Source organism: Myxococcus virescens, from assembly GCF_900101905.1.
In the GTDB taxonomy this organism is placed as follows: Bacteria; Myxococcota; Myxococcia; order Myxococcales; family Myxococcaceae; genus Myxococcus; species Myxococcus virescens.
In genome coordinates this window covers 715,392-741,455 of sequence record NZ_FNAJ01000003.1, presented here as the reverse complement: position 1 = coordinate 741,455, position 26,064 = coordinate 715,392, and the positions used below count along the sequence as shown (strand labels likewise).

The 26,064-nt window shown below is 68.7% G+C and carries 22 protein-coding genes; 10 read left to right on the top strand and 12 right to left on the bottom strand.

All coding sequences use genetic code 11. The features are described 5' to 3' along the window. The first annotated feature begins 171 nt into the window (after positions 1-171). Entirely contained in the window at positions 172-432 is a 261-nt protein-coding gene (locus BLU09_RS13295) for a hypothetical protein (protein WP_090489847.1), read from the top strand. Between the two features lie 36 nt (positions 433-468). Here the strand turns inward: BLU09_RS13295 and BLU09_RS13290 are convergent, their stop codons facing one another. From BLU09_RS13290 to BLU09_RS13280, 3 genes are all read right to left on the bottom strand, one after another. Next, positions 469-1,275 (bottom strand): VOC family protein, encoded by an 807-nt coding sequence (locus tag BLU09_RS13290; RefSeq protein ID WP_090489845.1) that lies wholly within the window; start codon positions 1,273-1,275, stop codon positions 469-471. 126 nt (positions 1,276-1,401) lie between these two features. Further along, positions 1,402-2,634 carry an SGNH/GDSL hydrolase family protein gene (locus BLU09_RS13285; RefSeq protein ID WP_244171684.1) on the bottom strand — a complete coding sequence of 411 codons (1,233 nt, stop codon included), beginning with the start codon at positions 2,632-2,634 and terminating at the stop codon, positions 1,402-1,404. A gap of 160 nt (positions 2,635-2,794) precedes the next feature. Continuing rightward, positions 2,795-3,673, bottom strand: coding sequence for a bifunctional 5,10-methylenetetrahydrofolate dehydrogenase/5,10-methenyltetrahydrofolate cyclohydrolase (locus BLU09_RS13280; RefSeq protein WP_090489843.1), 879 nt, complete (start codon positions 3,671-3,673; stop codon positions 2,795-2,797). Between the two features lie 218 nt (positions 3,674-3,891). Here BLU09_RS13280 and BLU09_RS13275 point away from each other — a divergent pair, with 218 nt between their 5' ends. The 3 genes from BLU09_RS13275 (at position 3,892) to BLU09_RS13265 (ending at position 5,818) form a co-directional block, all read left to right on the top strand. Next, entirely contained in the window at positions 3,892-4,701 is an 810-nt protein-coding gene (locus tag BLU09_RS13275) for a GNAT family N-acyltransferase (protein ID WP_090489841.1), read from the top strand. 81 nt (positions 4,702-4,782) lie between these two features. Then, positions 4,783-5,466 (top strand): iron-containing redox enzyme family protein, encoded by a 684-nt coding sequence (locus tag BLU09_RS13270; protein WP_090489839.1) that lies wholly within the window; start codon positions 4,783-4,785, stop codon positions 5,464-5,466. A gap of 91 nt (positions 5,467-5,557) precedes the next feature. Then, positions 5,558-5,818 (top strand): DUF3892 domain-containing protein, encoded by a 261-nt coding sequence (locus BLU09_RS13265; RefSeq protein ID WP_026113945.1) that lies wholly within the window; start codon positions 5,558-5,560, stop codon positions 5,816-5,818. A 9-nt stretch (positions 5,819-5,827) separates the two neighbouring features. Here the strand turns inward: BLU09_RS13265 and BLU09_RS13260 are convergent, their stop codons facing one another. Then, positions 5,828-6,910, bottom strand: a complete 1,083-nt coding sequence (locus BLU09_RS13260; protein WP_244171683.1) for a LuxR C-terminal-related transcriptional regulator — start codon at positions 6,908-6,910, stop codon at positions 5,828-5,830. A gap of 388 nt (positions 6,911-7,298) precedes the next feature. On the opposite strand from BLU09_RS13260, the gene BLU09_RS13255 reads away from it, so the two are divergent. Further along, the gene (locus BLU09_RS13255) at positions 7,299-8,615 is read left to right on the top strand and encodes a ferritin-like domain-containing protein (RefSeq protein ID WP_167371076.1); all 1,317 of its coding nucleotides are present in this window, start codon (positions 7,299-7,301) and stop codon (positions 8,613-8,615) included. Positions 8,616-8,804: 189 nt separating this feature from the next. Continuing rightward, positions 8,805-9,830 carry a pirin family protein gene (locus tag BLU09_RS13250; protein ID WP_090489833.1) on the top strand — a complete coding sequence of 342 codons (1,026 nt, stop codon included), beginning with the start codon at positions 8,805-8,807 and terminating at the stop codon, positions 9,828-9,830. Positions 9,831-9,980: 150 nt separating this feature from the next. Here BLU09_RS13250 and BLU09_RS13245 read toward each other — a convergent pair whose 3' ends face one another. The 3 genes from BLU09_RS13245 to BLU09_RS13235 form a co-directional block, all read right to left on the bottom strand. Further along, entirely contained in the window at positions 9,981-11,246 is a 1,266-nt protein-coding gene (locus BLU09_RS13245) for an MFS transporter (protein ID WP_090489831.1), read from the bottom strand. A gap of 6 nt (positions 11,247-11,252) precedes the next feature. Further along, a complete protein-coding gene (locus BLU09_RS13240; RefSeq protein ID WP_090489829.1) occupies positions 11,253-11,801 on the bottom strand; it encodes a TetR/AcrR family transcriptional regulator in 549 nt (182 codons plus the stop codon). A 123-nt stretch (positions 11,802-11,924) separates the two neighbouring features. After that, positions 11,925-12,695 carry a DNA alkylation repair protein gene (locus BLU09_RS13235; RefSeq protein ID WP_090489827.1) on the bottom strand — a complete coding sequence of 257 codons (771 nt, stop codon included), beginning with the start codon at positions 12,693-12,695 and terminating at the stop codon, positions 11,925-11,927. A 151-nt stretch (positions 12,696-12,846) separates the two neighbouring features. On the opposite strand from BLU09_RS13235, the gene BLU09_RS13230 reads away from it, so the two are divergent. Together BLU09_RS13230 and BLU09_RS13225 are read left to right on the top strand one after the other, a co-directional pair. After that, positions 12,847-13,596: a sulfite exporter TauE/SafE family protein gene (locus tag BLU09_RS13230; protein ID WP_090489825.1), complete on the top strand. Its 750-nt coding sequence runs from the start codon at positions 12,847-12,849 to the stop codon at positions 13,594-13,596. A 126-nt stretch (positions 13,597-13,722) separates the two neighbouring features. Then, positions 13,723-15,654, top strand: a complete 1,932-nt coding sequence (locus BLU09_RS13225; protein ID WP_244171682.1) for a bifunctional metallophosphatase/5'-nucleotidase — start codon at positions 13,723-13,725, stop codon at positions 15,652-15,654. Here the strand turns inward: BLU09_RS13225 and BLU09_RS38170 are convergent. Continuing rightward, positions 15,627-15,815: a hypothetical protein gene (locus BLU09_RS38170; RefSeq protein ID WP_143043131.1), complete on the bottom strand. Its 189-nt coding sequence runs from the start codon at positions 15,813-15,815 to the stop codon at positions 15,627-15,629. The two genes, BLU09_RS13225 and BLU09_RS38170, sit on opposite strands and share 28 nt — an antisense overlap. Positions 15,816-16,132: 317 nt before the next feature. Between BLU09_RS38170 and BLU09_RS13220 the strand changes: the two genes are divergently transcribed. Both BLU09_RS13220 and BLU09_RS13215 read left to right on the top strand, forming a co-directional pair. Continuing rightward, on the top strand, positions 16,133-17,110 hold the full coding sequence (locus BLU09_RS13220) for an NADP-dependent oxidoreductase (RefSeq protein WP_186817847.1): 978 nt from the start codon (positions 16,133-16,135) through the stop codon (positions 17,108-17,110). A 94-nt stretch (positions 17,111-17,204) separates the two neighbouring features. Then, positions 17,205-19,673 carry a helicase-related protein gene (locus BLU09_RS13215; RefSeq protein ID WP_090489823.1) on the top strand — a complete coding sequence of 823 codons (2,469 nt, stop codon included), beginning with the start codon at positions 17,205-17,207 and terminating at the stop codon, positions 19,671-19,673. Between the two features lie 135 nt (positions 19,674-19,808). Here the strand turns inward: BLU09_RS13215 and BLU09_RS13210 are convergent, their stop codons facing one another. The 4 genes from BLU09_RS13210 to BLU09_RS13195 all read right to left on the bottom strand — a co-directional run bounded on the left by BLU09_RS13210 (position 19,809) and on the right by BLU09_RS13195 (position 25,983). Next, on the bottom strand, positions 19,809-21,278 hold the full coding sequence (locus tag BLU09_RS13210; protein ID WP_244171681.1) for a Vgb family protein: 1,470 nt from the start codon (positions 21,276-21,278) through the stop codon (positions 19,809-19,811). Between the two features lie 263 nt (positions 21,279-21,541). Continuing rightward, complete coding sequence (locus BLU09_RS13205; RefSeq protein WP_090489819.1) at positions 21,542-22,270, bottom strand: class I SAM-dependent methyltransferase; 729 nt, start codon at positions 22,268-22,270, stop codon at positions 21,542-21,544. Between the two features lie 81 nt (positions 22,271-22,351). Beyond that, the gene (locus BLU09_RS13200; RefSeq protein WP_090489817.1) at positions 22,352-24,526 is read right to left on the bottom strand and encodes a methyl-accepting chemotaxis protein; all 2,175 of its coding nucleotides are present in this window, start codon (positions 24,524-24,526) and stop codon (positions 22,352-22,354) included. Positions 24,527-24,756: 230 nt separating this feature from the next. After that, the gene (locus BLU09_RS13195) at positions 24,757-25,983 is read right to left on the bottom strand and encodes a methyltransferase (protein ID WP_090489815.1); all 1,227 of its coding nucleotides are present in this window, start codon (positions 25,981-25,983) and stop codon (positions 24,757-24,759) included. Between the last annotated feature and the right edge of the window lie 81 nt (positions 25,984-26,064).

Below are 26,064 nucleotides of genomic sequence, written 5' to 3'. Positions count from 1 at the left end.
CTGCTTCCAGCCAGAAGACGCGCCGACAGTTCTCTCCCGCACATGCTGGCGTGGATGCCATTGCCTGGGCGCACCAGGGGAGCGCTCGCCCCCCGGGCAGCCGCACCGCGGGGGCGTGACTACCTTCGCCTGCGGAAGGTGCGAACGCACCAAGAGCCAAGGAGGCGTGCAATGCAAGGCAAGGGTTGGAAGTGGCTCACGCTGGTGGGCCTGGGGGCGTCGCTCGCGGCGTTCACCGGGTGCAATGAGCAGTCCGCGCGGGAGAACTCGCGGCAGGTGGGCCGTGAAGTGGGGGAGGCGACGAAGGAGGTTCAGGAAGGCGCCCGGAAGGCCGCGAAGGAAGCCCATGGCGCGGCCCGGGAGGCGACCCAGGGGTTCAAGGAAGGCCGGGGCGGCTCGGGGAATCCCGACGCTGGTGTCGACGCTGAGTGAGGAAACGCGAGATGGACTTGTGCGCGGCGTCCAACGCTAGCGCCGTCGCCGCGGGGAGCCCGTGCGTTGGGACGGCGCCGGGTCGGGCCTGGTTCGGGCGAGCCAGTCCTCCAGGCGCTCCGCGGCCTTCAGCTCGTCGGACAACTGGCTCCGTGCCTCCTCGGGAAGGGGCAAGGCCTGCAGTTGCTGCTTCAAGGCACGTCCCGTCGTGGCATCCCCCAGGGCAATCGCCAACTCCATCCGGGCGGCCAGGGCACGAACCCGGTCCACCACGGGCGCCTCCGCCTCATACCTGGCGAGTCCGATGTCGAGCGCCCGCGCGGCGGCTTTGTCGTCATTCTTGAACTCACGCAGGATGCGCGCGTTGTCGATGGCCTTCGCCAGTCCCGTGAGCTTCTCGGAGCCGCCGTACTCCAGGTCCTCCGGCTCATCGCGCTGGATGAAGATGATGTTGTTGCCGGCGGGGTCAATCAGTGAGAAGCGGCTCTGGCCGGGCCTGAACCGGGTGATGCGAGGCCTGCCCGTGGCCAGCACCTTGCCGTACTTCGCGCGCAGCGCGTCCGTGAAGGCCCGGTGATAGGGCTCCACCGAATCCACCATGACCAGGCAGCCACCCGAGTTCTCTTCGCTCGGGTCCAGGCTCTTGGCGCCCTTGCCGAAGTGCAGCTCGATGTCACTCCAGCGCAACGCCAGGTACAGGTACGGCTTGGTCATCTGGTACGTCACGGTGAAGCCGAGCGCCTGGTAGAACGCCAATGTTTCGTCAGCCGAGACGCAGGGAAGCAACGGAACCGTCGTTTCCTTCCCGCTGATGGCGGTGGCCTTCGTCTCATGGGTGGGCATGGCCCGATGATAAACGAGCGACGTTGCCGGAGGCACCTCTTCGCGCCATGCGCCAAGGTGCCTGTTCCTGCGTATGGCGGCGCTATGAGACGCACATGCGTGGCGGCTCGCGGCGCACGAAGCCGCTCAGGGCCGCACGACGTCCCGGATGAACCCGGTCAGCGCCTCCGCCATCTTCTGGTGTGTGGCCGCCGACGGGTGCCAGTCCTCGCCCACGCCGTCCACGTTGGGATTCTGCACGGCCATCACGTGCCGGTAGACGCGGGCATCTCCCTGTTGCTGTCGCTCTGCTACAAGCTCGGTGAGCCAGTCACCGACATGGACCGAAGTCGTCGTGCCGTTCTGCTCGAGCTGCTTGTGGCCGTCCGACATGCTCCCCAACGTGCAGACGAGATGAGCGCGCGGGTGGAGCGTCCGCAGCCGCGTGAGGAACGCGCGGTAGGCGGATTTGAAGGCCGCTTCGTCCGGAAGGTAGGCGTCGGTGCCGCTGCCGGCGAACGTGTCGTTGGTCCCCGCGTTGACGACAATCACATCGGGCGACGGGCCAGAGAAGTCCCAGGCGACGCCGTGGCCGGGGACCGCGAGTTCGTAGAGCGCGGGCACCAGTCCGGTCGTGGACATGTCCAGGTTGCGGTACACCCCGTGGCCCGAATAGCAGATGAGCACCGCCTCCGCGCCCAGGTTCCCCGCCGTGAGCCAGGCATAGGTGCGCCGGGGATTCTGGTTCTTCGATGTGAAGGTGGGCGCGGTCCAGGAGGGCGAGTCCGGGATGAGGGCGACGTCGCTGCCGTAGCCACAGGTGACGGAGTCCCCAACGAACTCCATCCGGAGCCCCGAGCGGGCGGGCGGCTCCCGGAGCTCGCCATGGACCTCCAGCGCCACGAGTTCGCTGTGGCCGACCAGGGACTCGGTGCGCTTGATGAGTTCCAGCGTGTGCAGCCCCACTTCCAGGCCGGTGGCGAGCAGGTAGCTGGACTGATGGCGGCTCACCGCGAGCTGTCGCGCGGGCGCCCCGTCAATCACGACATCAAAGTAGGTGGTCCCTACCTCTCCACCCTGGCCCGTGTCGTGGAGCTCCATCCGAACGGCGTCTCCCCAGAAGCGGGCTCGGATCGTCACGCCGGGGTGGGAGAAGACGACGCCGGTGTCCGAACGGTACGTCCGGCCGAGGTACTGCACGCGTGCATCGGAGGCGGGAATGCGCACCCACGCCCGTGCACCCGCGTCAGGCGCGAGCGGCGGGTTGTGCGAGGCTGACTTGCACCCACTCACCAGCAGTCCGACTCCCACGTAGGCGACCAACAGTCCCCGCGCCAGGGCCGCGCCGATGCCACGCACCGCATGAAGGGCGTTCCTCATGCGCTCAGTGGATATCGCAAGACGGACACGCATGCGCTGGGGACGCAGGGCACCCGGGCGTCCAGGGGACGTCAGCGCGGGCATCGAGCACCGTGCCGGCACGGTGCCACGCGGCGCGCTACGTCTGCGGTGTACGTCCAGCCCCGTGCCGCTGGCGGGCTCACCGGGCCTGGGCCTGCCGCGCGGCCTGGAGCGTGTTCGCCAGCAGCATGGTGATGGTCATCGGCCCCACGCCGCCGGGCACCGGGGTGATGGCGCTGGCAATGGGCTGGATGGCATCGAAGTCCACGTCCCCCACCATGCGGTAGCCGCGCGGCGCGCTCGCGTCGGACACGCGGTTCTGCCCCACGTCGATGACGACGACGCCCGGCTTCACCATGTCCGCGGTGATGAGGTTCTGCTTGCCCACCGCGACGATGAGGATGTCCGCCTGCCGCGTGAATGACGCGAGGTCCGGCGTGTGGCGGTGGGTGATGGTGACGGTGGCGTCGGGGCCCGGTGCCATCAGCAGCGACGCCAGCGGCTTGCTGACGATGAGGCTGCGGCCCACGATGACCACGTGCTTGCCCCGGGTGGGGATGTCCTCGCGCCGGAGCATCTCCATGATGCCGGCGGGGGTGCAGGGTACGAAGGCCCGGGGGTCTCCGACGAAGGCGAGCCCGGCGTTCACCGGGTGGAAGCCATCCACGTCCTTCGCCGGGTGGATGTGCTCCAGGACGGCCTTGTAGGGCAGGTGGGCAGGCAGCGGCAGTTGCACCAGGATGCCGTGCACGGACGGGTCGGCGTTCAGCCGGTCGATGACGGCGAACAGCGCCTCCTTCGACACGTCCTCGGGCAGCGTCAGCGTCTGGCCGCGCATCCCCAGGGCCTCGCACGCCCGCGTCTTGCTCGCGACGTACGCCTGGCTCGCCGGATTGTTGCCCACCAGCACCACGGAGAGCCCGGGTGTCACGCCGGCGGCCTGGAGCGCCGCGACGTCCTGGGCCATCTCCGCCCGCATCACCCGGCTGATTTCGGTTCCATCGAGGGTCCGCGCCATGCGCGGCTTCTTACGCCAGATTCTCCAGGTTGGCGCAGCGCTTCTTCGCGGTGTCCACCCCAGACGGTGTCCTGGGACACGCTCCCCGTCGTACCCCGCGGGCCCTGGATTCGCGGGGAGCAAAAAGCGCAGGGCCCGCGCGCACTCGGGGCTTGGGCGGCGAATGAAAGGGCGAGGACGGCGCGACGCCGGACCCGCTTCGCTTCCCGGAGAAACCCATGACGTCCATGCATTGTCGTGTTGCCACCACCCAGCGCGAGCTCGACGACGCGGTCCGCGTCCGCTGGGCCGTCTTCGGCGGAGAGCTGGGGTTGATGACGGGGTGGATGCCACCGTCGCGTCGCGAGGTGAGCTGTTTCGACACGCTGGACACCACCGTGCACCTGGTCGTCTATGCGGACGCGGCCCCGGTGGCCACGTTGCGGCTGCTGCTGCCCAACCCGGAGGTGGCGGAGGCCATCGGCGGACGGCTGGGGCTGGAGCTGGAGCAGAAGCTGGACCTGTCCGACGTGGTCCGCCCGGGCATGGTCCTCGCGGAGACGTCGCGCTTCTGCGTGCTGGACGGCTGGCGCCACTCCGAGGCCGTCACCCGGCTGCACGCGGGCATCTACGAGGAGAGCCGGCGGCGCGGCGTGACGCACTGGATTGCGTCCGCGAACCTGGACACGGATTCGCGCGAGGACGCGATGCTGTCCTGTCAGGTGGCCGCCTACCGGGGCTGGATGAGCCAGCGCTGGCGCGTGGACGTGCCGGAGCCGGTGGATGCACCCGCCATCCCCAGCAATCCCTACTACACGCCCATGGAGCGGCTGCGCGCGGAGCAGGGCCTGCTGGACGGCCTGCGCGTGCCGAGGGCGCCCACGCTCTTCGCCCGGAAGATGGGGGCGCGCTTCATCTCCGAGCCCCTCTACGACGCCAGCTTCCGCCGCTTCACCCTGCCGCTCATCGCCGCGCTGGATGAGATTCCCGCCAGCACCCTGGCGCGCTTCAACGCGCTGGCGCAGCACCCCCTTCGCCGCGCCGCCTAGGCCGCTGGCGCTCCTTCCTTCCCTTCACCTTCAACGCGCAGCAGCCGGGGACCGGAAACGGCCCGGAAACAGGAGACGTCCGTGAACACGCAAGTGCAGAACCCGACGCAGGTGGACTGGGTAGCGGTGCTGGCGCAGGAGGCCCGCGGGCTGGTGGCCGCACTGGACGCGCAGCCCGACGCCCGTCGCCTCTTCGACGGCACCATCGACACCGAGGGCTATATCCACTACCTGATTCAGACCTACCACTATGCGCGCTGGAGCACGCCGATGCTGGCGGAGGCAGGCCGCCGGCTCGCGCGCCAGGGCCGGCACCCGCACCTGGCGGAGCTGCTGGTGCAGAAGGCCGGAGAGGAACGCGGTCACGAGAAGTGGCTGCTGTCGGACCTGAAGAACCTGGGGTGCCCGGAGGTGCGCGTGGAGACCGCGGCACGGACTCCCGCGGTGGACGCCTACACCGGCTGGAACTTCTTCACCTCCCGGTCCGGCGTGCCGACGGCGGTGCTGGGGACCGCGTACGTGCTGGAGTACCTGTCCCAGACGCGAGCGACGGGTGTCGTGGACCGTCTGATTGCGGCCGACGCGATTCCGAACATCCGCAAGTCCGTCACCTTCCTGCGCAGCCACGGCGCGCTGGACGGGGACCATGTGGCGGAGATGGAAGCGGTGTTGCGGACGCTGACGGACCCCGAGGACCAGGCGGCGGTGATTTTCTCCGCCCGCGCCACGCGGTGCATCTACCCGGGCATCTTCCGCGAGCGCTAAGGGCCGCATACCTCCCCGGTGGTAGAGACAGTCCCGCGCCTGAAGGCGATCCTCCCTGCGAATCGTCGTCCGCGAAGTGGGAGGCGTCTTCATGCGCTACATCACCCAGATCCGTCTCGAGGGAGGCGCGCTTCACGAGCACATTGCCCGCCTTCGCTGGAAGGAGGGCAACGAGGTGGGGGAGGGCAGCCGCTTGGAGCTGGTCCAATGGCTCAAGGCGGGGGGCGATGCCCGGGTGCAGACGTGGCCCCGAGACGTGAAGGTCGAGGTCATCGACGCCCGGCCTCCGTACCTGCGGACGAAGGCCAATGGCATCCTCACGGACAACCTGCTGGAGCTGCCGCGCTTCTGAAGCGCCGCCTCAGACGGGCTTGTTGAGGTGCGCCGCCTGGTAGAGGAAGTCCGTCCGGTGGTCGACCTTCAGGCGGCGGAAGATGTCGCGCACGTGCGTCTTCACGGTGTCCTCGGAGAGGCCCAGCTCGCTGGCAATCTGCTCATTGGACCAGTTGTGGAGCATGCCCCGGGCGATGTCGACCTGCCGGGCCGTGAGCTGCATGCGCATGGTTTCGGGGAGCGGAATCGACAAGGGAATCTCGTTCAGGATCAGGGCCCACTGACGCGGGCCTTCGGTTTCGGGAAGCTCGACGAACCGCACCACGCGGTACGACTCCCCGTGGAGGGAGACCCAGAGATTGTTTTGGAGCTGCGCGTCTGGCGTCATCCGCGTCAGGGCTTCCAGCCGCTCCATGAGGACGAGCGGAATCCCCGAGGAATGAAGGTCCGAGGGCTTGAACCACCGCTCCAGCAGCGTGGCGGCCCGGCGTGAGCGCAGCACCTCGTGGGAGGGCGGCGCCACCACGACGTAGGCGGCGCCCGGCCGGCTGTAGAGCTCCTCCAGGAGCCGGGAGCCCGTCGAGGCCGTCTGCATGTCGCGGCAGTTGCGCACCGCGTTCAGCAGGTGGGGCGTGAGGCTCGTCAGGAAGGCGGCGTCCCTCTCCGAGAAAGCCAGCCGGCGGTCCCGGTAGAGCGTGAAGGCTCCCAGGAGTTGAGGATGGACGGGCAGGAGCACCGCCATGACGTGCTCCAGGCTCAAGTCCAACTCCTTGCTGCGCTGGTAGAGCGCGCTGCGCTCCAATTCCTTGCGGGTAATCATCTCCGAGTCCCGGAGGACCACATTCGGCTGGGCGAAGATGGGGGCCCGCACGAAGTCGGAATCGACCCACTTGGAATACTCATCCAGGAGGGCCAGCCGGTAGCCGGGGACCAGCCATTGGAACTCGACGAGGGGGCCCAGGTTGATGAGGCACAGGCCCACGTAGTCGGCGGGTGTCAGCTCCAGCAGGGGCTCCCGGGCGGATTCGAGCGCTTGGGGGAGGGACAAGGTGCTGTTGAGTGCCGCGATGACTTTGTCCCGGAGCAAGAATTCATGGGAGGAGAGGTTCATCGACGCGAGCTTCCTTCCTGCCTGGTCAGGCAACCCTGCGGGTCCGTTTCTGTGTCAGGCCATTCAATAGGCTCCGACTGAAAGGCTGTCCCTCACCCCCCAGTGGTAGGCCCCGAGCTTGACAGGAGGCTCCCTCGCCCGTCGGTGGTCATGCAAGGGGCTGTCGATGCCTTGACAAGACGCGGCCCTCCCGGGATGGCCTGTTCCAGGCAAGCAGGGCCGGAATGACAGGCAGGGCGTCAGATGAGGAACCACCCCTCAGGTTTCTGAGCAGGGCAGGCAGGAGACGTCGGCATTTCGCGACACCGGTCAGGCGCTCCCTGGCGTGCAGGCGTTGGCATCTTCATTGCTGAAGTGCGGGCTCCCAACCGCAGGAGGTCTTGCACCCATGGATTCGAATCGCTTGCGTCTGCTCTTCTCCCGGGCCCTTCGCGCCTCGCTTCTGTCTCCCCTGACGCTGGCCGGATGTGATGGTGAGGTGGACCTGACGGGTTATTCGCCACCCGCTTGCGACAACGGCGGGCTGGCCATGACAGGCTTGTCACCTGCGGCCGCGCCGGACTTCGTTCAACTGCGGAGCTTCCGTGCGGCGGGCGAGCCCGCCGCAGCGCGCCCCGTCTCCTCGGTAGGAACACCTTGCGCGACGGCGACCCAGCCCCAGGCATGTCTGTCAGAGCTCGAGGCCTTGGCGCCTGCCCGTGGGTTCCGCGACGCCTGCGGCTTCATCTGCACCGACTATTTCCTCGCGACGACCCGGGGCGACGTGGTGTCTGCCATCGCCTCGCTGGAGGCCCTGAAGTCGTTCCTGGGGCCGATTGATACGGCGCAGGAGGCCGCGCTGACTGCCTTTGCCGCGGGCTACGAGGTGCGCTGCAGCGGGCTCAAGTATGGGGCGGTGAAGGAATTGGGCGACGGTGCGTTCGGCGTCGTCGGCACCAAGGGCATGGCGTGTGGCAAGGGGACGGAGTTGACGCAGTATGCCCTGCGCGTGTCGTCAACGGGCGAGGTGGTGGAGGAGGAGCGCAAGGTGTTGGAGCGGGGCAAGGACAACTGTTCCGTGGGACGCAGGCCCGAAGGACTTCGCTCACAGGGCGCGGTGGCGTGTGACGATGTGCTGGGACAGCACTTCGCCGCCATTGCCCACCTGGAGGCCGCGTCCATCCAGGCCTTCCTGCTGCTCCGGGAGGAGCTGGCCGCGCATGGCGCGGACCTCGCGCTGCAGGACGCGGCGCTGATGAGTGCCCTGGAGGAGGTCATGCACACGGAGGTCAGCGCCCGCCTGGCGGGGCGGCACGGCGCGACGCCCCAGGTGCCCCGGGTGGACGCGGCGGCGCCCCGTTCCCTGTTCGCGGTGGCCCTGGACAACGCGGTGGAGGGCTGTGTGCGGGAGACGTTCGGCGCGCTGGTGGCGCGGCACCAGTCGCTCCATGCCCAGGACGACGAGGTGCGCACCTCCATGGCCCGCATCGCGGAGGACGAGACGCGGCACGCGGAGCTCTCGTGGAAGATTGATGCCTGGGCGCAAGCGCGGCTGTCGGAGGAGGAGCGCGAGGTGCTCCGGCTGGCGAAGCAGCGGGCCGCGGCGGCCCTGCGTGAGGAGGCCTGCGTGCCAGTGAATCCCGTGCTCGTGTCCGAGGCCGGGCTGCCCCCGCCCGAGGTCGCCGTGGCGATGGTGGACACGCTCGCTCAGGAGCTGTGGGCCTGAGGTTCGTGGGACGGTGGGGCAGGTGACGTGCTCCACTCGCCGCGCCCGCTGTGGGGGCCGCGGGCGGCCCGGCATCCGGGCGGAGGCCCTACGGGGCAAGCGGCGCGGAGGGCCCGTTGTTACGCTCACCGGAGGGAGCCCCGGCTCAGGGAATTTTCATGGGGCTCTGGAAGGGATGAGGCGTAGGAGATGAGTCAGCAGCCAGAAGCCGTCCTTCGTGTGGAGCCGCTCGGGATGCCGTGGCGGACCCCGGATCCGTTTCTTTTTTGCGTCCACCACGACGACAAGTACCCCATGGGGAACGAGCGCCTCGGTCCGTCCGCCTCGCTGGCGGGCCGCAACCTGGGCCAGGACTTCGATGGGCGAGACGGCTGGAACATGTATCACGGCACCGTGGTGCCCGGTTTTCCCCAGCACCCGCACCGGGGGTTCGAGACAGTCACGGTGGTGCGTCGCGGGCTGCTCGACCACGCGGATTCCCTGGGGGCGGCGGCGCGCTTCGGCGGTGGGGATGTGCAGTGGCTCACCGCGGGCGCGGGCATCAATCATTCGGAGATGTTCCCGCTGCTCCAGCGCGACCAACCCAACCCGGTGGAGCTGTTTCAAATCTGGCTCAACCTGCCGCGGGCGAACAAGCTCGTGGAGCCGCACTTCTCCATGATGTGGAACCACGCCATCCCTCGGCACGTCGCCCGGGACGCGGAAGGGCGCGCCACGGAAGTCACGGTGGTGGCCGGAAGCCTGGGAGACGTGAAGGCGCCACCGCCGCCGCCCAAGTCGTGGGCCGCGCAGGCAGAAGCGGACGTGGCCATCTGGACGCTCAAGCTGGCCCCGGGCGCGCGGTGGACGCTGCCGGCGGCGGCCCGTGGCAGCAACCGGATGCTCTACTTCTTCCTCGGCTCCAGCCTGCGCGTGGCGGGGCGTGCCATTCCGCCGTCACACAGCATCGAGCTGCGGGCGGACGTCGCGGTGGAGCTGGAGAACGGCGCGGACGAGGCGGAGTTGTTGATGTTGCAGGGCCGTCCGATTGGAGAGCCCGTCGTGCAGTACGGCCCGTTCGTGATGAACTCGCGGCAGGAGATTCAGGAGGCCTTCGCGGACTACCAGCGCACGGGCTTCGGGGGCTGGCCCTGGCCGGCCAATGGCCCGGTCCATCCGCCAGAGGAAGGGCGCTTCGCCCGGCACGGGGATGGACGCATCGAACGTCCTGCCTGAGCGGGAGCACCGTCAGCGGGAGCCCCGCTGCATGGGCCCTGAGTCTTCCCTCTCTGGATGCGACCATGAAGCGGGGCGGAGCCATCCGCCGCCCTCGACGAGACGGCGCCCGCTGGAAAACGGGCAAGGATGTGAGACTGGCCTCTCGCGTCAATGGGGCTGCGGGAGGGAGGGGCCTTGGCCACCCGGCGCGGTGGCGGGGGCGCGGACGGTGGCCAGGACTCCGGAGAGCAGCACGACGAGGGTCCCCGCGAGCGGTACCCCGAGCAACCCCACGCGCAAGCCCACGTTATCGGCGATGAGCCCGACGAGCGGGGGTGACGCGAGGAACCCCAGGCGCATCAGCCAACTGACGATGGTGAGCCCCATTCCCGCGCTCAGGCCGGGCAGTTCATCAGCGGCGTGCATGGTGGCGGGAACCAGCGTGGCGACGCCGAATCCCGCGAGCGCGAAGCCCGCGATGGTTGCGGGGATGGAGGGAAACAACAACGCGGCGCTCATCCCCAGCGCCGTGGTGGCGCCGCCTGCCCGAGCGACCGCGCGCTGGCCGAACCGGTCCACCATTCCATCGCCCAGCAGCCGGCCCACGAACTGCGCGCCCACGAGGGCGACGAACCCGAACGAAGCGACGGCGGCCGTGGCGCCGAGTGTTCCGGAAAGGTAGACGGCTGCCCACGTCATGCCCGCGTCCTCGACGAGGATGCCGCCGACGGCAATCAAGACCAGCGCGGCAAATATCAGCCAGATGCGCCCGCGCCCCGGCCGCTGACGCCGCGCGGGAGCGCTGCCCTGGTGCGCCGCGGCTGCCTCTGGCTCGACGGTGACGACGGGCTCGGGGCCGGGAATCGTGTAGCGCAGCGCCATCAGGGACACCCCGGCGAAGAGCAGGGCGGAGAATCCCAGATGCAGGCCCCGGTGCACGTTCAGTCCCGCGGCGAGCCCGCCCATGAGCCCGCCGACCACCGCGCCGATGCTCCAGACCGCGTGGAAGGAGTTGAGGATGGACCGGCCGTAGAGCCGCTGCACCCGCAGCCCGTGGGAGTTCTGCGCCACGTCGGTGATGGCGTCCATGCCGCCCGCGAAGAAGAGCGAAACGGCGAGCACCCACCATGATGACGCGAGGCCCGCGACCAGCACGCCCAGGCTCGTCAGCAGCGTGCCGGCGACGGCGACCCGCGAGGAGCGGAAGCGGCGGATGAGCGCTCCGGCGGCGAGCCCCGCGACCATCGCGCCACTGGGGAACGCGGCGACCGCCAGCCCGTATTGAGCGTTGCTGAGGCCCAGGTCGGCTTTGATCTGCGGATAGCGCGGCAGGAGGTTGGCGAGGATGGCGCCGTTGGTGAGGAACAGCGCCGCGACGGCCGCGCGGGCCGCCCGGTACTCGCGGGGGGCCAGACGAGGGGAGGTGGAGGTCATGGCGGGTCAGGGGGCGAGCGAGAGAAGGCGGCGCACGGCGTCCCGAGTCAGGTCGCGGCTGCGTGGGGCGGGGTCGAGGCTGACGTGGATGAACAGCCCCTCAACCAAGGCGTCGAGCTGGTGCGCCATCCTGGCGTCGACGAACCGCTCCAGCACGGCGCGGCTGCGGCGCATCCAGTCGTGGGTGATTTGCCGGAAGGCGCGTTGGCGCGCCGCGAGCGTGTAGAGCTCGAGCGTGAGCACGAGCTCGTCCTGCCCCGCCGCGAGGTCGTCGTGCACGATGTGGACGATGGCGGAGACCAGCGAGTCGAGGTCGGTGGCCGCGGCGAGCCGCTCGGCGAACCGTTCGCTGATGCGCTGGGCGAAGCGGCTGAACGCTTCGTGCAGCAACTCGTCCATGCTGGTGAAGTGGTAGGTCATCGAGCCCAGGGGCACGCCCGCGCGCTCGGCGACCCGGCGGTGCGACGTGCCCGCCACGCCCCCTTCGGCGATGACCGCGAGCGCGGCGTCGATGATGCGGTCCCTTCGCTCGGGGTCATGTCTACGGGGGGCCACGTGGGTCTCCGGGGGAAGGCGGGCATGAGGCATGAGGCCCCGAGGTGCCGCTGGCGATATGTACGAACGTACATATCTCGATATTCCTCCGGACCTGGGCTGCTTCCCTGGTGGGGCGCCGCGCTAGCGCTGTGGGGGCCGCGTCGCGGCCTTCCGACGGGGCGCCTTGGCGGCGGGCTTGGGCGGCTTCGCATCCAGCTTGGTGAACGCGCGCAGCGCATCCTTGCCAATCCAGCGCGCGGTGGCGTCTTCGCTGGCTGAAAGCCGGGTCGCCAGCGCGCGCGCCGCCGTGCGCGCCGCGGGACCGCGTCTGCTACCAACGGCGCGCAGGGCCCAGTTCACGCCCTTCTTGACGAAGTTGCGGGCGTCGGTGGCTTCGCGCTCGATGAGGACCAGCCCACCGAGGTGTGGCGCGTCTTCGCCGGACTTGTCGTGGACCGCGAGCGCGGCGAGCAGCGCGAAGGCCGCGCGCTTGACGAACTCATCGCGGTGGCTGGACCACTTGTCCGCCATGGCCCATGCATGCGGAGTATGGTCCCAGAGGGCGAAGCACAACGTGTCGCAGACGGCCCAGTTGTCGAAGTCGCGGCACCACCGGTCCATCTCCGCCGGTGTGACGCGGTCCGCCTCGCCGATATAGGCACAGAGCATGCGTGCCTCGTAGACCCCTGTCTTCCACAAGGCCTTGGCGAGCGCGTGGTCCCGGCCAAGGCACCTGGCCAGCCTCTGGACGTCCCGCATCGACACGCCGAGGGCATGGTCAGAGGGAATCGCGTACCGGGCGAGACTGTCCCGCCTGGCGGGGGTGGCGAGGCGTTCGAGCTCGGCCAGGGCTTCTTTCACGCGGGCGTCGATGTCCCCGCGAGGACCCTTGGAGGGTGTCGTCTTTGGCATGTGGGGCGACGATAGCGCGCCGAACCTTCGCGGCGGGACGCTGCCTCAGGGTGGGCCTGAGGCGGCAGCGGGCAGTTCCGAATTTTCAGGCCGGAGGGCGGCACCCAGAATCAATGCATCGCGTGTCCCTCACCCGCCCGGAGCTTCCCTCATGCCATCGTCCGACAGCCTTCTGGTGACTGTTGCCGTCTTCGTGCTCGCGGGGCTGGTCAAAGGCGTGGTGGGGCTGGGCCTGCCCACCATCGCCATGGCGCTGCTGGCCCTGGTGATGCCTCCCGCCCGAGCGGCGGTCCTGCTCATCGTGCCCTCCCTGGTCACCAATGTCTGGCAACTCCGTCCCTGGTCGACCTTGGGCCCCCTGCTGCGGCGACTGGCGCCGATGCAGGGGGGCGTCTGCGCCGGCACGCTCGTCGGAGCGTGGGTGCTGGGCGCGCCCATGGGCGCGTGGGCCACGGTGGCCCTGGGCGTGGCGTTGGTGGCCTATGCGGCCTGGGGACTCAGCGGGGCCCGACTCACGGTGGGCCCAATGGCGGAGTCGCGCCTGGGGCCCTGGGTGGGCGCGCTCACCGGCTTCGTGACGGCGGCGACGGGGGTCTTCGTCATCCCCGCGGTGCCGTATCTGCAAGCGTTGGGCTTCGAGCGAGAGGAGCTGATTCAGGCCATGGGTATTTCATTCACGGTATCCACGCTGGCCCTGGCGGCGGGGCTCTACGTCAACGCCGCTGGCGCGGGGACGCAGCTGGGCCAGTCCCTCCTGATGTTGCTGCCGGCGCTCATCGGGATGCAGGTGGGGCAGTGGCTGCGCCAGAAGCTCTCACCCGTGCTGTTCCGGGCGTGTTTCCTGGTCAGCTTGATGCTCCTCGGGATGCACATGGTCGCCCGCGAAATGCTGGCGGGGTGAAGGCGCCAGGTCCTGGGCCGCGGACAATCGCCATGAAAGTGTCACCGGCCGGGTAGGAAGGCGTAACCGGGCTGTCATTCACGCCCGACACCATGCCGCCTTCCGCAAGGCACCTGGGAGCGGTTCATGCGATTGAAGACGGAGAAGGAAGTGCGCAGGGGGGCGCGTTCGTCGAGTCGGACGCGCTGGTTGACGATGACGTGGATGGCGGCCAGCGTGCTGTCCGCGTGTGGTGATGACGATGCCGTCGACCCAGGCGAGCAGCCCGCGCCGCTGGACCTGACCATCCTCCACATCAACGACCACCACTCGCACCTGGCGGGTTCCAGCCTGGAGCTGAACGTGACGAACGCCGCGGGTGACACCGTGGCCGCGGAGGTTGAATCCTCGGGGTTCGCGCGTGTCACGTCCGCGATGAAGGAGCTGGCGGCCGGAAAGGAGAACGTGCTCAAGCTCCACGCGGGTGACGCCCTCACTGGCACGCTGTACTTCAACCGCGCGGGCCAGATTGGCGAGGCCGACGCCGCGATGATGAACACGGTGTGCTTCGACGCCTTCACCCTGGGCAACCACGAGTTCGACAAGGGCGACACCGAGCTGAAGCGCTTCATCGACCGCCTGCATGCCGGCCAGTGCCAGACGCCCGTCATCAGCGCCAACGTCCAGTTCGGCGCGGGCTCCGCCCTGCACACCTCCAGGGCTGCCGGCTACGTGGAGCCCTTCACCGTCGTCGAACGGGGTGGCCAGAAGATTGGCATCGTCGGCCTGACGATTGCGGGCAAGACGAAGGAGTCCTCCAGCCCGGACGCGGACACCACGTTCGAGGCCGAGGTGCCCGCCGCCCAGCGCGCCATCGATGCGCTGCGGGCCCAGGGCATCAACAAGATCATCGTGATGAGCCACATCGGGTACCAGCTCGACCGGACCATCATCCCGCAATTGAGTGGCGTGGACGCGGTCATCGGCGGTGACTCCCACACACTGCTGGGGCCTGCCGCCATGGAGACCTTCAACGTCGGAACGCCCGCGGGGCCCTACGCGGAGTCGCTACGCAACCGCGACGGCGAAACCGTGTGCCTGGGGCAGTCCTGGCAGTACTCGCAGGTCGTCGGAGAGATGACCCTCCGCTTCGACGCCGAGGGCGTGGTCACCTCCTGTGGCGGCACGCCCCACGTCCTCATCGGCAATCAGTTCTCCGTGGACGGGGCGCCCGTCTCCGAATCCGACAACGCCGCGATGCTGGCCAGCGTGGCCGTCAGTGGCTTCCTGCGGGTGACGCAGCCGGATGCCGCCGCCGCGCAGGTGCTGGCGCCGTTCCAGGGCCGGGTCGATGAGTACAGCCGGACGGTGGTGGCCACGGCGGACGACGAGCTTTGCAATCGTCGCGTGCCGGGAAACACGGAGCCGGGCCGATCCAGCGTGAGCTGCAACGCCCTGGGCGAGGTCCACAGCCGGGGTGGCGACATCCAGCAGCTGGTGGCCCAGGCCTACCTGGAGGTGGCGAACGCGGATTACGGCGGCGCGGACATCACGTTGCAGAGCGCGGGCGGCGTGCGCCGGCCGCTGCAGGGACCGGTGACGGCGGCGGACGTCATCGAGGTGCTGCCCTTCGGCAACATGCTGTTCCGGCTGGACGTCACGGGCACCGAGGTGAAGTCGATGATTGAGGACGGGTTGCACGCCACGTTCCGGGAGGGCGGCACCACGGGGCCCTATCCGTACACCGGCGGCCTGCGCTTCGACGTCAACGCCGCCCAGGCTCGCGGCCAGCGCGCCAGCAACCTGGAGGTGCTGGACCAGACGACGGGCCAGTGGAACGCGCTCCAGCCGACCGCCATCTATCGTCTGTTCGTGCTGAGCTTCAATGCCATGGGGGGTGATGGCTACGTGACGCTGGCCAACGTGCCGGCCGAGCGCCGCTCCGACATCGGCGTGCTCGATGCCGATGTCCTCCAGACGTACATCGACCGTCAGGCCGAGCGCGAGCCGGGCACGAACCTGCCTGTCCTGCGCAAGGTGGATGCTTCGCTCTACAGCACGAAGTCGTTCGTCGAGTAGCGCGTCGAAGGGACTCGCCCGCCGGTCATCTTCAAGTGAAACAGTTGTCCCGTGGTGGACATCGCATCCGCCACGGGACGTGCCCTCGATGCGTCACGTCGAACGGCCACCTGCACGTCCAACCCCGTGATGCGCGCGGCCTTGGGGGCGAGCGCCGCCACGAGTGGCGGTTCGTCACGCCGAGGCCACCACCGCCGAGCGCCGTCCCAGCCACCGTCCGCTGCCCGGCGGTCCCTTCACGCAGGCACCAACCGGTGCACGGTTACGAAGAGGGTGCTGATCGTGCTTCTCGCGCTCGCACGGTTGCTTGCTGGCCTGCGACGTGGCCTTGCGAAGCGGAAGGGTCGCCACGGTGGCGGGCATGCGGGGGGCCCCTGGCTCGCGGCGCCGTGGGTGTCCCCTGCATTCGGAGGGAGGCGTGCCCACGCTCCGGAAGAACCCTGTCGGGGCGTGAGCTCCCCGCCCACGAGGACTCTCCATGAAGACATCCATTCCGTCGCAGATGAAGGCCGCCGCCATCGACCGCTTCGGTGGGCCGGAGGTGCTTGGCGTGAAGACGGTGGCCGTTCCGGCCGTGGGCGCGGGAGAGGTGCTCATCCAGGTGGAGACCGCGGGCGTCGGCAGCTGGGACGCGGCGGAGCGCGAGGGGGAAATGGAGCTGCTCAAGCCTGGAAAGTCATCCTTCCCCTATGTGCTGGGAACGGACGGGGCCGGCACCATCGTGGCGGTGGGCGAGGGCGTCACGTCCCGCAAGGTGGGCGACCGGGTGTACGGCTCCGGCTTCCTCAATGACAAGGGCGGGTTCTTCGCCGAGTACGCGGTGGTGAAGGCCGATAACACGGCGCTCGTTCCGAAAGGCTTGAGCGCGGAACAGGCGGGCGTCCTGGCCGCGGATGGAATCACGGCGCTCCAAGGCGTGCAGGACGCGCTGAACGTTCGCCAGGGCATGACGCTGCTGGTGTACGGCGCGAGCGGCGGTGTGGGCCATCTGGCGGTGCAGCTCGCCAGGCGACTGGGAGCGCGGGTCCTGGCGGTGGCTTCGGGCTCGGACGGCGTGGAGTTGGTGAAGCGCCTGGGGGCGGAGAAGGCGGTGGACGGACGGGGTGGTGATGACGTGGCGAAGGCGATTCGGGAATTCGCGCCGGAAGGACTCGACGCGGCGCTGGTGCTCGCGGGCGGCGAAGGCAGGGCCCCGGCGCTACAGGCCGTGAAGAAGGGAGGCCACATCGCCTACCCGAATGGCGTCGAGCCGGAACCACGGGCCCCCGACGGTGTGAAGCTCACGGCCTACAATGGCGAGTCGAATGCTGAGGTCCTCGCGCGCCTCAACCGGCTCATTGAAGCAGGGCCCTTCCATGTCGAGGTCTTCCAGGTGTACCGGCTAGACGACGCGGGCCGCGCGCTCGAAGCCGCGAGCAAGCACCATCTGGGCAAGCTGGCCCTGCGCATCCACTGAGCCACCACACGCCGCGCCAGGACGCTGGCGTGGGCTTCGCGGTCGCCGCCGCTGGACCCGGGCGGAGGGGCCCGTCCGAGGTTAGAATCCGCGGATGAACTCCAGCCCATCCAGCCGGTCGTCCGTCGTCGTGGCGGAGCTGGGGCCTACGAACACGGGGAAGACCCACCGTGCCATCGAGCGCATGCTCGAGCACGGTTCGGGCATCATGGGGTTGCCGCTCCGTCTGCTCGCCCGCGAAGTCTATGACCGGGTGACCGCTCGGGTGGGTGAGGGCCGCGTGGCGCTGATGACGGGGGAGGAGAAGCGCGTGCCCCCGCGCCCCGACTACTGGATTTGCACCGTCGAGGCGATGCCGACCGACAAGGCCGTCGACTTCCTCGCGGTGGATGAAATCCAGCTCGCTGCTCACCGTGAACGCGGGCACGTCTTCACGGATCGACTGCTGCATGCGCGGGGACGCAAGGAGACCTGGTTCCTGGGCGCGGACACGATGCGTCCCATGGTTCAGACGCTCATCCCCCATGCCTCGGTGAAGAGAGCCACGCGTCTGTCACAGCTTCGTTATGCCGGGCATCGCTCCCTGAAGAGCCTCCCGCCGCGGTCGGCGGTGGTCGCGTTCTCCGCGGACCGCGTTTACGAGTTGGCCGAGTCGCTGCGGCGCCTCCGGGGCGGCGTGGCGGTGGTGCTGGGCGCGCTGTCTCCCCGGACGCGAAACGCCCAGGTGGCGATGTACCAATCCGGAGAGGTGCAGTACCTGGTGGCCACGGATGCCATTGGCATGGGGCTGAACCTGGACCTCAACCACGTGGCCTTCGCCGCGCTGTCCAAGTTCGACGGCGCCGACCAGCGCGAGCTCTACCCGGACGAGCTGGCGCAGATTGCGGGCCGCGCCGGCCGCCACTTGAACGACGGGAGTTTCGGCACGCTGAACACGTTGCCGGAGCTGCCACCGCGGGTGGTCTCCGCCATCGAGACGCACCGCTTCCCGGCGGTCCGGAGCCTCATCTGGCGCAATGCCGCGCTCGACTTCTCGAGTCCAGAGGCCCTGCTGGATTCACTGGCGCGCGCGCCGGGCCACAGTGCCTTCATTCGGGTGGAGCGCGCGGATGACTTCGATGCGCTCAAGGACCTCTCGCGTGTTCCAGCCATCCAGGACCTGGCCACCGGGCCGGCCATGGTGGAGCTGCTGTGGCAGGTCTGCCAGATACCCGACTTCCGCAAGGGGCTCTTCGGCCAGCATGTCGCGTTGCTACGTGAGACGTTCCTGCAACTCACCGCGGGGGACGGGAAGCTGGACGCCGGCTGGCTGAACAAGCAGGTGGCTCCGCTCGACGACGTGTCCGGAGACATCCACACGCTGATGGACCGGCTGGCGGCCATCCGCATCTGGACGTACATCAGTCATCGGCCGGGGTGGCTGCACGAGGCGGAGCACTGGCAGGAGCGGACGCGCGGCATCGAGGATGCACTAGGGGACGCGCTCCATGAAAGGCTCGTCGAGCGCTTCGTGCAGCGCGCCGCGAGGCGCAGCACGCGCCGCTTTGTGAAGGCCACCGCGCGTCCTCCGTCCGGTTCGGCCAGCCCCTTCGCCAAGCTGGGGCAGATGCTGGAGGAGATGCCCGGCGCCGAGGGCTTCGCGATGACGGAGGAGCAGTTCGTCCAGCGAGTGGTGGACGCGAGCCATGACGCCTTCCAGGTGGATGCGACTGGCACCATCTCCTTTGAAGGCGAGCCCCTGGCACGCCTCGTTCGCGGGACGGACCGCCGCTCCCCTTTGTTGGCACTGGCGGAGCCGGAGGTCTGGACGGGCGGCGCGCGGCAGCGGCTGGAGCGGCGTTTGCTCGCGCTGGCGCGGGACCTCGTCACCGAGGCCATGGGCGGCTTTCCCGCCGAGTCCTTCTCAGGAGCGGGGCGCAACGCGGCGGCGCGTGGGCTCGCGTATCGCCTGTCCGAAGGACTGGGCGTGATTACGCAGGGCGAGGCGCATGAGCAGTGGCGGCTGTTGGATGCGGAGGCTCGCGCGCGCTTGACGGAGCAAGGCGTCTGCGAGGGACACCGCTTCGTCTACGTCGCCGAGGCCCTCAGCCCGCATGCGCTGGAGCGGCGCTGCATGCTGACGTCGCTGTTCCTCCAGCGGACATGTCCCACCGGGGTGCCACAAGAGCCCGTGCTTCAGCTCTCCGAGTTGGACCGCCGGGACGCACGTGCCTATGGGTACGAGGTGCTCGGGAGCATGGTTCTGCGCATCGACATCGTCGAGCGGCTGTGCGAGGCCCTGCGCCACCCGCACGGGGGCCGGCAGGTGCAGGCGCTCATGCAGGACCTCCGCCTGGAGGGGGGGATCCGGGCTCGGGTGCTGCGCGAGCTGGGAGGCGCCACTGGAAGCCCTCCGCCGCGGCGGCGCCGTCGCCGACGTGGCGGCGTCGTGCAAGTGTCCGGCACGAGCGGCGCTCACCCAGGTTCGCCTCGGAGCGGGGCCCCGGAGCGGGAGGGACGTCGGCCCCGGGAGGGGGCGGTCCGGAATGCCACGGCGTTTCGAGACGGACCCTCGGAATCATGAGGCGCTGGCGCACCCGTCTGCGTCGGAGCTCCTCGTCTGAAGGGGCGGCTCGCCTCCGCCAGCCGTCGAGCGCTGGTGGCGCTCATCCGGGAGCGGAGGCGAGGCCTTGCTTAGGGCTTCATGGGCCGGAGGTGCTCAGTTCGCTTCGTGCCCGTGCGGCTTGTTTCGCTTCGAGGGCATGAACGTCAGGGTGGCCGCGTTGGCGCCCGTTCCAGCGGGCACGAAGACGTCAATGAAGTTCCCCGTCTTCCCGCTGAAGCGCAACACCGTGGCCGGGAGGAAGTCCGGGATGTACAGGTTGCCGTCGGGACCGAACTCCATGTCCACGAAGTCAGTCAGGCCACCGCTCCCCGACTCGACGAAGACGTCGATGAAGGCGCCCGTCTTGGCGTTGAAGCGCAGGACGTCATCTCCGGCCGTGGTGCCAACGTAGAGCTTGTGGTCCTTGCCAATGGCAATCGTCACCGCGTCGATGTCCGGGATGAAGATGGCACCGGGCTGTCCGGCAGCGGGGAAGGGTGCGCCATTCTCATCGTAGCGCACCACGTTGTTGCCGATGATGCTGACGACGAACAGGTTCCCCTTCTTGTCGAACGCCATCTTCTGGGGAACGAGCAGTCCGCCGCCCGAAGCGAACACGTCGATGAAGGCGCCTGTCGTCCCGTCGTAGCGCAGCACGCTGTTGGTGCCGCCAAAGCTGTCGGCGACATACAGGTTGCCATCAGGACCGAAGATGAGGCCGCCGGGGAAGCCCAGCCCGCCACTGCCCACGGGCACGAAGATGTCGATGAAGGCGCCCGTCTTCCCGTTGAAGCGCAGCACCTCCCTGCTGGCAAAGCTGGCGATGTAGAGGTTGCCGTCGGGGCCGTAGACGAGCTCCTGTGGGTTGTTGAGCCCGCCGGCGCCAGGTGGGATGAAGACGCCCACGAAGTCGCCCGTCTTCCCGTCATAGCGCAGCACGCTGCTGTTCACGTTGTTGCTGACCAGCAGGTCGCCTCCCTTCTTCTTCCGGACCTTCACCTTCACCGAATCCAGGCCCCACTGTTCGTTGGCCTCGCCTCGAGGTGGGTCGGCGAAGCGGAGTGTCAGCCGGTCTCCGGTGTGCCTGAAGGTGAAGGACAGGGGGTAGATGGTGTACCCCTTGCTGCCATCGCCGGACTCGTCCCGGTACCCGAGCGTGCCCTTCATCGATGCGCCCGTGAGGCCCGGGTGGCTGGCTTGGAGATTGGAGAAGGTGGCATCCAGCAGGACGGGACCGTCGTCCACGCTCGCGACCCAGCGGCCTGGTCCCTTCGTCGTGTCGTTACCGTCCCACGACTTGAGGACGAACAGCTCCAACTGGACCTCGACCTCGTCATGGTCCGGCAGGCCGGACAGGTTGAGCGTGACTTCCTGTTCGCTGAAGGGCCCCAGGAACTTTCGCTCTCCCTTCCGCGTCCGGGACACGGTGCGGTGGCTCCACTCGGGGCCCGCACCTTTCCCGAAGTTCTCTGAATAGACTTTCTTCTCCTCGTGCTTCCACTGTGCTTCGACACTTTCCTGTTCGACAGACGCTGACTCCGCCTGCTCCGCGAAGCTGTCTGCCTGCTCGTCGGGTCCCCCCATGCACCCAACCAACCACCACGCCGCGAGTGCTGCACAACCCAGCCGCCAACCCTTCATGAGCTGCCTCCCCTTTGACGCGAGGCCCAGGGTGCGGACACGGCGGGAGGGCTGCCATTGACTGGGAGGGTTCCACGCGTCCGTGCAAAGGACGCTTCAATGCCCGGCAATCCGGAGCCGGAGCTCCGGGATGCGCCGCTTCATGCGCGGGGAGGGTCAGGCAGGGGCTCGGGCGCCGGGCCTTCCCGCTGCGCCGCCGCGTTTGTCTAGCGCCGCGCGGACACGAGCAACATCATGGGGCGCTCCCGCTCCTCGGCCAGTTCCGGCTGGGCGGAGAGCTGCGCCTCGGTCGGACCCCATTCGTTGACCTGGCGCAGACTGAACCCGGTGTGAATCAGGGCGTTCAACAAGGTGCCCAGCGTGCGGTGGTACTTGATGACGCCCTTGGCGAGCCAGTCCGTGGTGCGGGGCCCCTCGACCTGGTAGCCATTGAGGGGCCATGTCTTCTGGCCTTGTTCATCCACCCGCCAGCCCGGGTGGGTGGGGGCCATGTAGATGGGATGCTCGGTAGAGAAGACCAGCGCGCCACCCGGAACCAGGGTTGCGTGCACCTTCGCGAGCAGGCACAGCAGGTCTTCGATGTAGTGAAAGGCCAGGGAGCTGTAGACGAGGTCGAAGCGGGCTCGAGGAAGTTCCACCGTCTCCAGGTCTGCCTGGGTGTAGACGATGTCGCGGGTGGACGTCAGCTGCCGGGCCCGTTCCAGCATTCGCGCCGAGACGTCGAGCCCGTGAACCTGTAGTGCCCCTTGTTCCTGGGCCCACCGGCAGAACCAGCCGTAGCCGCAGCCGAGGTCCATCACCCGGAGGCCCCGCAGCTCGGGCAGCATCGCCCGCAGCGCGGGCCATTCCGGTGCACCCGCGAGCCCCTCCATCGAGCGCCGCAACTGGCTGTAGCCTTCGAAGAAGCCGGGGTCGTCGTAGATGTTCTGCGCCATGCTGGCTTCTGAGCACCCTTTGCGCGGGCCTGCAACCGATGCGCTCCCATCCGTCATTGTGCGGACGTCACGGGACGCGGCTCAGTCATCGAGGGTTCCCGCCTGGAGCGCGGTGCGGGCCGTGCCCGCCATGTTCTCCGCCAGCACTTGCACTGAACCCGACACCTTCTGCGTCTCCTCGACGGTGCGCAGCGTATGCCGCATCTGGGCGGACAGCTCTTGAATGGCCTGGGCAATCTGGGAGGTGCCCGCGTCCTGCTGCGCCACCGCCGCGGAAATCTGCCGCACACTGGTGCCGGTGTCGTCGATGATGCCCGTGAGCCGCTGGAGCTGGGTGCCGGAGACGCGCACCGCGTCCAGGCTCGCCTTCACGCGTTGCTCTCCCTGTTCACTCATCTTCGCGGCCTCACGCATGCTCAGACTCACACCGTCGAGCACCTCGCGGATGCGATGGGTCGCCAGGATGGACTGGTCGGCGAGGCTGCGGACCTCTCGCGACACGACGCCAAAGCCCCGGCCGTGCTCCCCGCTGCGCGCGGCCTCGATGGCGGCGTTGATGGCCAGCATGTTGGACTGGTCCGCAAGCCCCTTCACGGTGTCCACGATGCTGGAGATTTCGCGGGTGCGTGCGTCCAGCGCGAGGATGCGGCTCGACATCTCGGAGACCTCCTGGCGGATGGCTTCCAGGTTGGTCAGCGTGCGAGTGATGGCCGCGCCGCCATCGCGCCCCGCCTCCTCGGCGGTTTCGATGGAGCCCGCGAGCCGCCGTGCCTTGTCCGCCGTCACCAGGGAGCCCTGCCGGATTTCCTGGACCGTCTGCTCCGCCTCGCGGAGCGCCGCGGCCTGCCGGCTGACCCCCGCCGTCTGCACCTCACTGGACGTGCGCAGTTGTTGCGCCACCGCGGCCAGCTCGCCAGCGCCGCTCCCCATGTCCTGGGCGAGCCGCTTCACTTCATGACGACGCTCCTCGAGTTGGTGCGTGTGCGACGCGAGCGCGCGCACCACCAGCACCGAGCGGCGCACGACGATGCCCACCAATGAGAGCGCGAGCGCCAGGAAGCCCCAGTGCATGAGCGAGTCCGTGGTCTCCGCCAGCCCGAACACCGGCAGCGTGGTGTGGATGACGACACCGAAGAACACGCCCAGGCCCATGGAGAAGATTCGCGCGTCGGGGTTGCCGCGCCACGCCGCGATACCTGCGACGATGACGCACCCGAGCAGACAAGGCACCGAGTAGAGGACGAAGAGGCCAAGGTTCCGCTGCGCCATGCCCAGGTCGGCCATCACGATGATGACCTGAACGGAGGCCGGCACGCACGCGGCCCAGGCACTCCAGCGGAACCAGCGCATCCGGTTCTCCAGGATGCTGTCGGAGATGAACCAGGCGAGCGCGGGCAGGATGCAGTGCGAGCCCACCAGCGTGAGCTGGCTCCCCAGCAGATAGCCGCCCCAGAGCGCGGGAATCAGGCCGCTCATGCCCAGAAGCAGGGCCGCCGAGCCGCTCGTGAAGATGACGAGCGGCAGGAGCATCTGCGTCTGACGCCGTACCAGGGCACCCAAGGCGGCGGCACTGGCGATGGTGAGCAGCAGCATGCCCATGACGAAGGGCGCCAGCCCCGTGCGCGTCACCGTCGCGAGCAGCTGATGGTGTGCCCCCACCCGAGCCGCGCCTCCCACGCCGATGATGGGACCGCTGCTCTGGATTCGCAGCAGCAGGCGTGTGCCCTCCACCGCGGGGGGCAGGGGGACGAGCCGCCATGCGAGGTTGTCCGTCTCCTCCTGGCCCGAGGGATTCAGCCGCCCGCTCGCATGGATGCGGTGGCCGTTGGCGTAGACCTCGAAGGCATTGGCCACCGTGCCCAGGTAGAGCGCGGGCTCCAGCCACTGCCCCTGGGGGACGGGGATGCTCAGCCAGAGGAAGGTGTGCGCTCCCCGGCTCGGCGGCTCGCGGAGGGCCGCCACGGGCTGCCACGCCTGCTCATCCCCTGACTCCAGTGCCCAGGCTGGTACGTCGGCGGGGCCTGGCGGTGAGTCTCCCCAGCGGTATCGCCAGCCCTGATTCAAGTCGATGCTGGGCTGTCCTGTGTCCGCCCACGCGGAGGTGGAAAGTATCAGGAGGAACGGCAGCACCCAGCACCACGACGTGCGTCGTGAAGACATGCATGCGCCGGCAGGTGAGACAGGTGAAACACCGGGGACTGCGTGAGTCGCCGGCGCGTGATTCGGAATGCGGATGTGACGCATGGATGCGTCCATCCTCGGGTGCGGGAGACGGCCCTGTAAAATGGGTCTGCTTCACCCCGCCCGGTCGCTCGGACTCTGTCCGTATGTGTTTCATCGACAGGCGGTGAGACTCGGGTTCTGGATTTCTCGGTTTTTATGTTTCACCGACTTCGTCCGCTGGACAAAGTTCCGGTGGGGATGCCGGACGGCGCGGCGCGTGTATCACCGCGCCACCCGGCTGGGAGTCCTGGGGCGGCGAAGACTCAGCGCGAGCCGCGCTTGACGCGGCCCACCGACCATTCGACGAGCTTCCGGGCCTGACGGTGAAGGGCCGTCTGTTTGAGGGCGCCGTTGAGCTGATCGGCGAGCTGGTGTCGCAGGGGTGGGGTGGCGATGTGCTCTTCCAGCTCCCGGATGCGCTGGGCCTGCTCCTGGAGTTTCCGCTCGTCCGCAGAGACGCGCTGTTCCAGTTCGTGGAGGCGTTGCGCCTGGCCCGGGTGTGACGTCTCGTTGACGAGGTGTCGCACCGGAGGCGGCGAGGGCCGGCGAGCGATGAGATCGGCGTTGTCGCCCTTCCGCAGAACGAAATTGAGCGTGTTCCGGGTGAACGCCAGGGGCACGCGAGCGCTGCTCTTCTCCACGTACAAACGCAGCAGCTCTTCGTCGAGCGTGACGGGGAACATGTCGAGCACCTCCGGCTCGAAGCCCGTACCCACCAGCAAGGGGTCGATGTCTCCCAGCGTCAGCTCGAGCTCATGGTGGCTGACGCCCAGGCCCCATCGGGTCAGCAGCATGGGGGCGTCTTCGGCGGACACCTGCGCCATGGACTCGCGGAAGTTCTCACGGGGGGAGCGCGAGGCGTACGGCCACCCGAGTTCCGGCGGCAGGAAGTGGAAGAACGGCATCAGGGACGTGTGCGCGTCGAAATACACGAGCCGGTTGGGCGTATCCACGACGACAAGCAGTCCTCCCGGCCGCAGCAGGTCCCATCCGGTGCGGAGCGTCTCCAGCCGCTCCGCAGGCGTCTGATGCTCGAGCACCGCGTACAGCACGAAGATGTCGGCGCCGTCGGGGGTCTCCTTCTTCAGCGTCTCCAGCAACTGCGCGGGCTCCACGACGCTCATGGCGACGTTGCGCAATCCCAGGGCCTTCATGCGGCTTTCTGCCGCGCGCACGGAGGGCGCGTGGATGTCGTACCCCGTGACGTGGCGGGCGACCTGGGCGAAGGCCGCTGTGCTGGAGCCCGTGCCACAGCCCAGCTCGACGATGTCCGCCTTGCCCAGCTGCGCATACCTCGCGAGCCAGGGCAGCACGTGGTCAACGCAGCGGTTGTACCGGCCATCCACGTGGTCCGCGATGTCCGATTGCCCCGCCGGCGTCTTGAGAAAGCCCTGGTCGTAGTCCGCGAAGTAGGATTGCAGCAGGGCCTCCCTCACGCCTGCCAGGAGCGCGGGGTCCTTCATCCTGTAAGTCTCGAAGCCCGTTGTCATGCCTCATTCTCCTCGCGGTTGGGGTGGAGCGAACTGGGGGCACGGAAGGTACCAACCGAGGCCGCCCCGGGCGAGCAATGG

Excerpts from the sequence above, each read along its gene's own strand:
- BLU09_RS13265 (WP_026113945.1), top strand. The coding sequence starts at position 5,558 with ATGCGCTACATCACCCAGATCCGTCTCGAGGGAGGCGCGCTTCACGAG.
- BLU09_RS13260 (WP_244171683.1), bottom strand. The coding sequence starts at position 6,910 with ATGAACCTCTCCTCCCATGAATTCTTGCTCCGGGACAAAGTCATCGCG.
- BLU09_RS13275 (WP_090489841.1), top strand. The coding sequence starts at position 3,892 with ATGACGTCCATGCATTGTCGTGTTGCCACCACCCAGCGCGAGCTCGAC.
- BLU09_RS13285 (WP_244171684.1), bottom strand. The coding sequence starts at position 2,634 with ATGAGGAACGCCCTTCATGCGGTGCGTGGCATCGGCGCGGCCCTGGCG.
- BLU09_RS13250 (WP_090489833.1), top strand. The coding sequence starts at position 8,805 with ATGAGTCAGCAGCCAGAAGCCGTCCTTCGTGTGGAGCCGCTCGGGATG.
- BLU09_RS13235 (WP_090489827.1), bottom strand. The coding sequence starts at position 12,695 with ATGCCAAAGACGACACCCTCCAAGGGTCCTCGCGGGGACATCGACGCC.
- BLU09_RS13280 (WP_090489843.1), bottom strand. The coding sequence starts at position 3,673 with ATGGCGCGGACCCTCGATGGAACCGAAATCAGCCGGGTGATGCGGGCG.
- BLU09_RS13200 (WP_090489817.1), bottom strand. The coding sequence starts at position 24,526 with ATGGACGCATCCATGCGTCACATCCGCATTCCGAATCACGCGCCGGCG.
- BLU09_RS13220 (WP_186817847.1), top strand. The coding sequence starts at position 16,133 with ATGAAGACATCCATTCCGTCGCAGATGAAGGCCGCCGCCATCGACCGC.
- BLU09_RS13295 (WP_090489847.1), top strand. The coding sequence starts at position 172 with ATGCAAGGCAAGGGTTGGAAGTGGCTCACGCTGGTGGGCCTGGGGGCG.
- BLU09_RS13195 (WP_090489815.1), bottom strand. The coding sequence starts at position 25,983 with ATGACAACGGGCTTCGAGACTTACAGGATGAAGGACCCCGCGCTCCTG.
- BLU09_RS13225 (WP_244171682.1), top strand. The coding sequence starts at position 13,723 with ATGCGATTGAAGACGGAGAAGGAAGTGCGCAGGGGGGCGCGTTCGTCG.
- BLU09_RS13290 (WP_090489845.1), bottom strand. The coding sequence starts at position 1,275 with ATGCCCACCCATGAGACGAAGGCCACCGCCATCAGCGGGAAGGAAACG.
- BLU09_RS13210 (WP_244171681.1), bottom strand. The coding sequence starts at position 21,278 with ATGGGGGGACCCGACGAGCAGGCAGACAGCTTCGCGGAGCAGGCGGAG.
- BLU09_RS13255 (WP_167371076.1), top strand. The coding sequence starts at position 7,299 with ATGGATTCGAATCGCTTGCGTCTGCTCTTCTCCCGGGCCCTTCGCGCC.
- BLU09_RS13245 (WP_090489831.1), bottom strand. The coding sequence starts at position 11,246 with ATGACCTCCACCTCCCCTCGTCTGGCCCCCCGCGAGTACCGGGCGGCC.
- BLU09_RS13230 (WP_090489825.1), top strand. The coding sequence starts at position 12,847 with ATGCCATCGTCCGACAGCCTTCTGGTGACTGTTGCCGTCTTCGTGCTC.
- BLU09_RS13215 (WP_090489823.1), top strand. The coding sequence starts at position 17,205 with ATGAACTCCAGCCCATCCAGCCGGTCGTCCGTCGTCGTGGCGGAGCTG.
- BLU09_RS13205 (WP_090489819.1), bottom strand. The coding sequence starts at position 22,270 with ATGGCGCAGAACATCTACGACGACCCCGGCTTCTTCGAAGGCTACAGC.